7 protein-coding genes, 1 tRNA gene and 1 pseudogene are annotated in these 6,264 nt (G+C 65.3%); 7 read left to right on the forward strand and 2 right to left on the reverse strand.

What is annotated here, in order from left to right; translation table 11 throughout:
* The 7 genes from ENZ74_RS17785 to ENZ74_RS17815 form a co-directional block, all read left to right on the forward strand.
* A partial coding sequence (locus tag ENZ74_RS17785) for an ABC transporter ATP-binding protein (protein WP_164761067.1) occupies nucleotides 1–968 on the forward strand: 968 nt, incomplete at its 5' end.
* Nucleotides 965–1,807, forward strand: a complete 843-nt coding sequence (gene dapB / locus ENZ74_RS17790) for a 4-hydroxy-tetrahydrodipicolinate reductase (RefSeq protein WP_013528616.1) — start codon at nucleotides 965–967, stop codon at nucleotides 1,805–1,807. The genes ENZ74_RS17785 and dapB, both read left to right, overlap by 4 nt.
* Before the next feature lie 33 nt (nucleotides 1,808–1,840).
* Complete coding sequence (locus tag ENZ74_RS17795) at nucleotides 1,841–2,461, forward strand: 2,3-bisphosphoglycerate-dependent phosphoglycerate mutase (protein ID WP_013528615.1); 621 nt, start codon at nucleotides 1,841–1,843, stop codon at nucleotides 2,459–2,461.
* A gap of 73 nt (nucleotides 2,462–2,534) precedes the next feature.
* A tRNA-Leu gene (locus ENZ74_RS17800) sits at nucleotides 2,535–2,619 on the forward strand.
* A 150-nt stretch (nucleotides 2,620–2,769) separates the two neighbouring features.
* Nucleotides 2,770–4,455: an FAD-dependent oxidoreductase gene (locus ENZ74_RS17805; protein ID WP_063169661.1), complete on the forward strand. Its 1,686-nt coding sequence runs from the start codon at nucleotides 2,770–2,772 to the stop codon at nucleotides 4,453–4,455.
* Nucleotides 4,452–4,760: a UBP-type zinc finger domain-containing protein gene (locus ENZ74_RS17810; protein ID WP_063169662.1), complete on the forward strand. Its 309-nt coding sequence runs from the start codon at nucleotides 4,452–4,454 to the stop codon at nucleotides 4,758–4,760. Before ENZ74_RS17805 ends, ENZ74_RS17810 begins: the two co-directional genes overlap by 4 nt.
* Nucleotides 4,761–4,956: 196 nt before the next feature.
* The gene (locus ENZ74_RS17815) at nucleotides 4,957–5,520 is read left to right on the forward strand and encodes a cytochrome b (RefSeq protein WP_063169663.1); all 564 of its coding nucleotides are present in this window, start codon (nucleotides 4,957–4,959) and stop codon (nucleotides 5,518–5,520) included.
* Nucleotides 5,521–5,641: 121 nt separating this feature from the next.
* Here ENZ74_RS17815 and ENZ74_RS17820 read toward each other — a convergent pair whose 3' ends face one another.
* Together ENZ74_RS17820 and ENZ74_RS17825 are read right to left on the reverse strand one after the other, a co-directional pair.
* Nucleotides 5,642–5,824, reverse strand: a complete 183-nt coding sequence (locus ENZ74_RS17820) for a hypothetical protein (protein WP_013528612.1) — start codon at nucleotides 5,822–5,824, stop codon at nucleotides 5,642–5,644.
* Between the two features lie 127 nt (nucleotides 5,825–5,951).
* Nucleotides 5,952–6,264 (reverse strand): annotated as a pseudogene (locus tag ENZ74_RS17825) (hypothetical protein); the annotation flags it as partial.

The raw sequence follows: 6,264 nt of genomic DNA on the forward strand, positions 1-6,264 counted from the left end.
CCTATGATCCGGCCCGCCGTCTGGCGCGCATGCAGGTCGGCATGGAACGCGCGCTTGTGAATGCGCGCATGATCTACGAGCTTCTCGACATCGAGCCGCAGCAGAGCGACGCCCAAGGCGCCGCCGAGGCGAAATTCACCTCCGGCGAAGTGCGTTTCAACAACGTCTCCTTCCGCTATGTCGAGGAGGCTCCGGTGCTGCAGGATCTGAGTTTCGTCGCCGCGGCCGGCAAGGTGACGGCAATCGTCGGCGCTTCGGGCGCCGGCAAGACGACATTGGTGGCGCTGCTGCAGCGCTTCTACGATGTCGAGGCGGGATCGATCGAGATCGACGGCCAGGACATCTCGAAGGTCACCAAACAGTCGCTGCGCGGTTCCATCGCCTATGTCTCGCAGCAGCCCTATCTGTTCGAAGGCACCATCCGCGACAACATCCGCTACGGCCGGCTGAGCGCCACCGATGCCGAGATCGAACAGGCCGCGGGCCAAGCCGCGGCCGACGACTTCATTCGCCAGCAGCCGCAGGGCTACGACACGCCGGTCGGCGAGAACGGCGTGACGCTGTCCGGCGGCCAGCGCCAGCGCGTCTCGATCGCGCGGGCCATCGTGCGGCAGGCACCGATCCTTTTGCTCGACGAAGCGACATCGGCGCTCGACAACGAGGCCGAGGCTCGCGTCCAGCAGGCGCTGACAAAGGTCATGGAAGGCCGCACCACCATCGTCATCGCGCACCGGCTGTCGACGGTGGTCAATGCCGACCACATCATCGTCATGGAACAGGGCCGGCTGGTCGAGGAAGGCACGCACGCCTCGCTGATGGCCGATCCGCACAGCGTCTATGCCCGCTTCCACCGCATCCAGGGCGTCAAGGGTCTGGGGCTTGTCGACGACAGCGCGCCGATCCGGACTTCGGCGCAACGCCTGTCACAAGGCATCGACACGCAGAGCATCGCCGGGAGCACGACATGAGCGCCACGCCCGCAACCGACGGACCGGCAAATGATATGGGCCTGGTGGTGGTGGGCGCCGCCGGCCGCATGGGCCAGACGCTGATCCGTGCCATCCACTCTATATCAGGCGCGCGGGTCATCGGCGCGGTCGAGCGGGCGGATTCGCCGCATCTGGGCAAGGATGCCGGCGAGCTGGCCGGCATCGGCATCATCAACGTGCCGATCAGCGACGATCCGCTGCCGGTGTTCGCCAAGGCCGACGGTGTGCTCGATTTCACCACGCCTGCTTCGACGGTCGAATTCGCCGGCTACGCGGCGCAGGCGCGCATCGTCCATGTCATAGGCACTACCGGCTGTTCGACCGATGACAATGCCAGGATCGCGGCGGCGGCGCGCCATGCGACGATCGTCAAATCGGGCAATATGAGCCTCGGCGTCAATCTTCTGGCGGTGCTGGTCGAGCAGGCGGCGCGCGCGCTCGATGCCGACGATTTCGACATCGAGATCCTCGAAATGCACCACAAGCACAAGGTCGACGCGCCTTCGGGCACGGCGCTGCTGCTGGGTGAAGCCGCCGCCGCCGGGCGTGGTATCGAGCTCTCAGGCAACGACGTGCGCGTCCGCGACGGCCACACCGGGGTGCGCAAGACGGGCTCGATCGGCTTTGCCACGTTGCGCGGGGGCTCTGTCGTCGGCGACCACAGCGTGATGCTGGCCGGCACCGGCGAGCGCATCACCCTGTCGCACCACGCCGAGGACCGCGCCATCTTCGCCCGCGGCGCCGTCAAGGCGGCGCTTTGGGCGCGCGGCAAGAAGCCGGGACTGTATTCGATGCGGGACGTGCTCGGCCTCAGCTGAGCCGGCCTGATCCATAAACCTGAAGGAGCAAACATGTCGCGAACCCTCGTGCTCGTGCGCCACGGCCAGAGCGAATGGAATTTGAAGAACCTGTTCACCGGCTGGCGCGACGTCGACCTGACCGAACAGGGCCACGCCGAGGCCAAGGCCGCCGGGCAAAAGCTCAAGGCGCGCGGCCTGAAATTCGACATCGCCTTCACCTCCGCGCTGATCCGGGCGCAAAAGACATGCCAGCACATCCTCGACGCGGTCGGCCAGGGCGACCTGAAGACCATCCGCGACCAGGCGCTCAACGAGCGCGACTATGGCGACCTCTCCGGCCTCAACAAGGACGACGCCCGCAAGAAATGGGGCGAGGAGCAGGTGCATGTCTGGCGCCGCTCCTACGACGTGCCGCCGCCTGCCGGCGAGAGCCTGAAGGACACCGGCGCCCGCGTCTGGCCCTATTACCTGCACGATTTGCAGCCGCATGTGCTGCGCGGCGGCACCGTGCTGGTCGCCGCGCACGGCAACTCCCTGCGCGCGCTGATCATGGCGCTCGACGGCAAGTCGGGCGAGGAGATCGTCAAGCTGGAACTCGGCACCGGCGTGCCGGTCATCTACCAGCTCAACGCCGATTCCACCGTCGCTTCCAAGGAAGTGCTGGACGACTGAGCCGGCGAACGGAGCACCTGCGAAAAAAGCGCGTTGACAGCAATCGCTTGCCCGCTTACATGAGCCCGCACCAGCCCAGATGGCGGAATTGGTAGACGCGCACGGTTCAGGTCCGTGTTCCGCAAGGAGTGGAGGTTCGAGTCCTCTTCTGGGCACCAAATTCCCGTTTCGAACCACTTGACGGTTCAGAAACTTAGAGAAAAAAGCCCGGTTCGTCCGGGCTTTTTCTTTTCAGCCAACCTCCCCTTCCGGCCAGTCCCCTCACAAACCGCTTCAAACTCCGCGGCCGCTTCGCTACGCTCAAAACCATGGCTCAATCCACCAACCCGATCTTCGGTGCCCGCCGCGACCAGGCGTTCCCCACGCTGGCCGAGGTGGACATCGACCGCATGCGCCGGTTCGGCGAGGCCAGCGCCTATGCAGCCGGCGAGCACATCATCGAAGCCGGCGATGTGGCGCCCGGCCTGATCGTCGTGCTGTCGGGTAGCGTGGACATCACCCAGGACGGCGGGCTCGGCCGGCGCGAGACGATCGTCACGCACGGCCCGGGCAGCTTTGTCGGTGAGCTGGCGCAGCTTTCGGCCCGTCCCTCGCTGGTGAATGCGCAGGCCGCCGAGCCGGTGGAGGCGTTCGTCATCGCCTCGCAACGACTGCGCGACCTGATGGTGCAGGAGGCCAATCTCGGCGAGCGCATCATGCGGGCGCTGATCCTGCGCCGCGTCGGGCTCTTGGAGAGCGCCACCAGCGGGCCGATCATCATCGGACCCCAGGACAATGCCGACGTGTTGCGGCTGCAGGGTTTTCTGGCGCGCAGCGGCCAGCCGCACCGCGTGCTCGATTCCGACAGCGATCCCTGCGCCAAAACCCTGGTCGAACGCTTCGAGGTCGATCCGCACCACCTGCCGATCGTGCTCTGTCCAAACGGCAGGCTGCTGATGAACCCCGGCGAAAAGGACCTCGCCCGCTGCGTCGGCCTGTTGCGCCCGATCGATGCCGATACGGTGTATGACGTGGCCATCGTCGGCGCCGGCCCGGCAGGGCTGGCGGCGGCGGTCTATGCGGCATCCGAAGGGCTGTCGACGATCGTGCTCGATTGCCGTGCCTTCGGCGGACAGGCCGGCGCCTCCTCGCGCATCGAGAACTATCTCGGTTTCCCGACCGGCATCACCGGCATGGCGCTGATGGCGCGCGCCTACAACCAGGCGCAGAAGTTCGGCGTTGAAATGGTCATCCCGGACGAGGCGAAGCTTTTGAGCGCGGCCACCGACACTTCAGGCGCCCGCTATCTGCTCGATGTCGGTGACGGCGAGACCGTGCGCACGCGCAGCGTGGTGATCGCCAGCGGCGCGCGTTATCGTCGCCTCGACATCGCCGATCTGGCGCGGTTCGAGGGGACGTCCGTGCACTATTGGGCGTCGCCCATCGAAGGCCGGCTTTGCGCGGGCCAGGAAGTGGCGCTGGTCGGCGCCGGCAATTCGGCCGGGCAAGCGGCTGTCTACTTGGCCAGTCATGCGCGGAAGGTGGCGCTGCTGGCGCGCGGCGGCAGCCTCGATGCCAGCATGTCGCGCTACCTGGTCGAGCGCATCCGGGCGCAGCCGAACATCGAGGTGCTGACCGGGACCGAAATCGAGGCGCTGGACGGCGAAGAGGGCAATCTTGCCACGGTGCGCTGGCGCAACCGCGCCAGCGGCGCGGAAACGACGCGCCCGATCCGCCATCTCTTCCTCTTCATCGGCGCCGATCCGAACACCGATTGGCTGGCCAACTGCGATGTCGCGCTGGACGCCAGGGGTTTCGTGCGCACCGGATCGGACATAGGATCGGCGCAGATGGAGACGAGCCGCAGCGGCGTGTTCGCCATAGGCGATGTCCGCGCCGGTTCGGTCAAACGGGTCGCGGCGGCTGTCGGCGAAGGCGCCCAGGTGGTCGCGGCTCTGCATGCCTACCTCGCGCGCGGCAACGCCGACACATTTCGAATGGCCGGGAGACCATGATGGATGAATGCAGACATACGCGCGACATCAGGAAGGTCACGCCGAGCGCGCTCGGCTGCGAGGAATGCCTGAAGAGCGGGTCGCAATGGGTGCATCTGCGGCTGTGTCGTACCTGCGGCCATGTCGGCTGCTGCGACGACTCGCCCAACCGCCACGCCACCAAGCATTTCCACGCCATCAAGCATCCGATCATCGAGGGCTACGATCCGCCCGAAGGCTGGGCATGGTGCTATGTCGACGAGGTGTTTGTCGACCTCGGCGACGATGTGACCCCGCAGAACGGTCCGATCCCGCGCTTTGTTTGAGCGCCCTGGAGACGCCGAAGAAGAGCCCGGTTCGCCCGGGTTTTTCTTTGTCCAGCATTACGCGCTCGATGCCCGACTGTCCGCAAACTGACAGCCTACCCGTTCCAGTGTCCTGCCAGCTCACGATCATCCGAGCCCGACAAAGCTTTGACATGATCGCGGCTAGTTTAGAAACATTCAAAACTGGAAGGCTCGCATGCACCCCACCTATACAAGCGCGCAAAAAGCCATTCACTGGGCGGTGTTTCTGCTGGTCATCGGCCTTTATGGCTTGACCTATGTGGAAGAACTTTTTCCGCGCGGCGATCCCGGCAGCGCGCTCGTCTGGTGGTTCCATATTTCGTTCGGGCTGCTGTTGTTTGCGCTGGTCGTCATCCGCGTCGGCCTGCGCCTGATACTGGGAACGCCAGGGCTGCCGACGGAAATGTCGGACCTTGAACGATGGGCGGCCAAGATCGCGCATCTGCTGCTCTATGCGCTGCTGGTGACCATTCCGGCTCTCGGCATCCTGCTGACTTGGTATAGGGGCGACGCCTTGAGCTTCTTCGGCCTCTTCACCATCCCGGCCCCGGTATCGCCCGACCGCGACACGGCCCGGTTCATCAGGGAACTGCACAGCCTGTGCGCCAATTCGATCCTCATCCTCGCCGGAGTGCACGCGGCCGCGGCGCTATGGCATCATTTCATCCGCAAGGACGACGTGCTCAAGCGAATGCTGCCGGAAAGCACGCTCTCCTGGAGCAAGTCCGGGAAAGTGTGAAGTGGTTTCCCAGGAAAAGCGCATGGCGCCTTCCCTCGTTGATCGGGAGGGCCTTTCCCTCGACCTTCTTTTTTCTTCAGAAGGCGCTCTCCCCGAGAGGGCTAACGCCGACCGATAGCGCCTACCGCACGGAGCCGGTGACGGTCGGGTCGATCATGCTGGGAACCGACTTGCGTTCGTTTCCGGCAAGCGCCGCTATGATAAGCAGGCTGGCAACCACCGGGACAAACAGGATGGCAACGCGAGCCTGCACGTAAAATATGGCGCGCCATTCATTGCGCTTGTCGGGGCTGTTGCTCATCATACTCACTTTGTCGGCCCCCCGGGCCGTGACATAGAAGCTAACGGTTAAACAACTCCTTCCGACTTCGTTAACCTGGCGGATTTGAGGCGAAATTCCCACGCGATCCCCAAGATGGCGATCCCGGGCTTCAGTTGAGCCCGATGCGGCTGGCGCCCTGCCGGAACAGCGCTACGGCATCCGGTTCGAAGCGAAAGGTGCCGATGAAATCGTCGGCGCAATAGTCCGGCCTTGTCTTGCGGATGGCGGCGGCGAAGCCGCGCGCCTCGTCGAGCCGTCCGGCCAGCGCCAGGCAGTGCGCGGCGATCGCCAGTATGATGGCGTGGGCGTTGGGCCGCGCCGCCGCCTTCAGCGCCCATTCGGCCGCCTCCTCAAACTGGCCGAGCCGGACATGCGCCATGGCGCGTGTCCGGCTCGGCCAGTTTGAGGAGGCGGCCGAATGG

Source organism: Mesorhizobium sp. M7A.F.Ca.CA.002.15.2.1 (assembly GCF_003998715.1).
Taxonomy (GTDB): Bacteria; Pseudomonadota; Alphaproteobacteria; order Rhizobiales; family Rhizobiaceae; genus Mesorhizobium; species Mesorhizobium ciceri.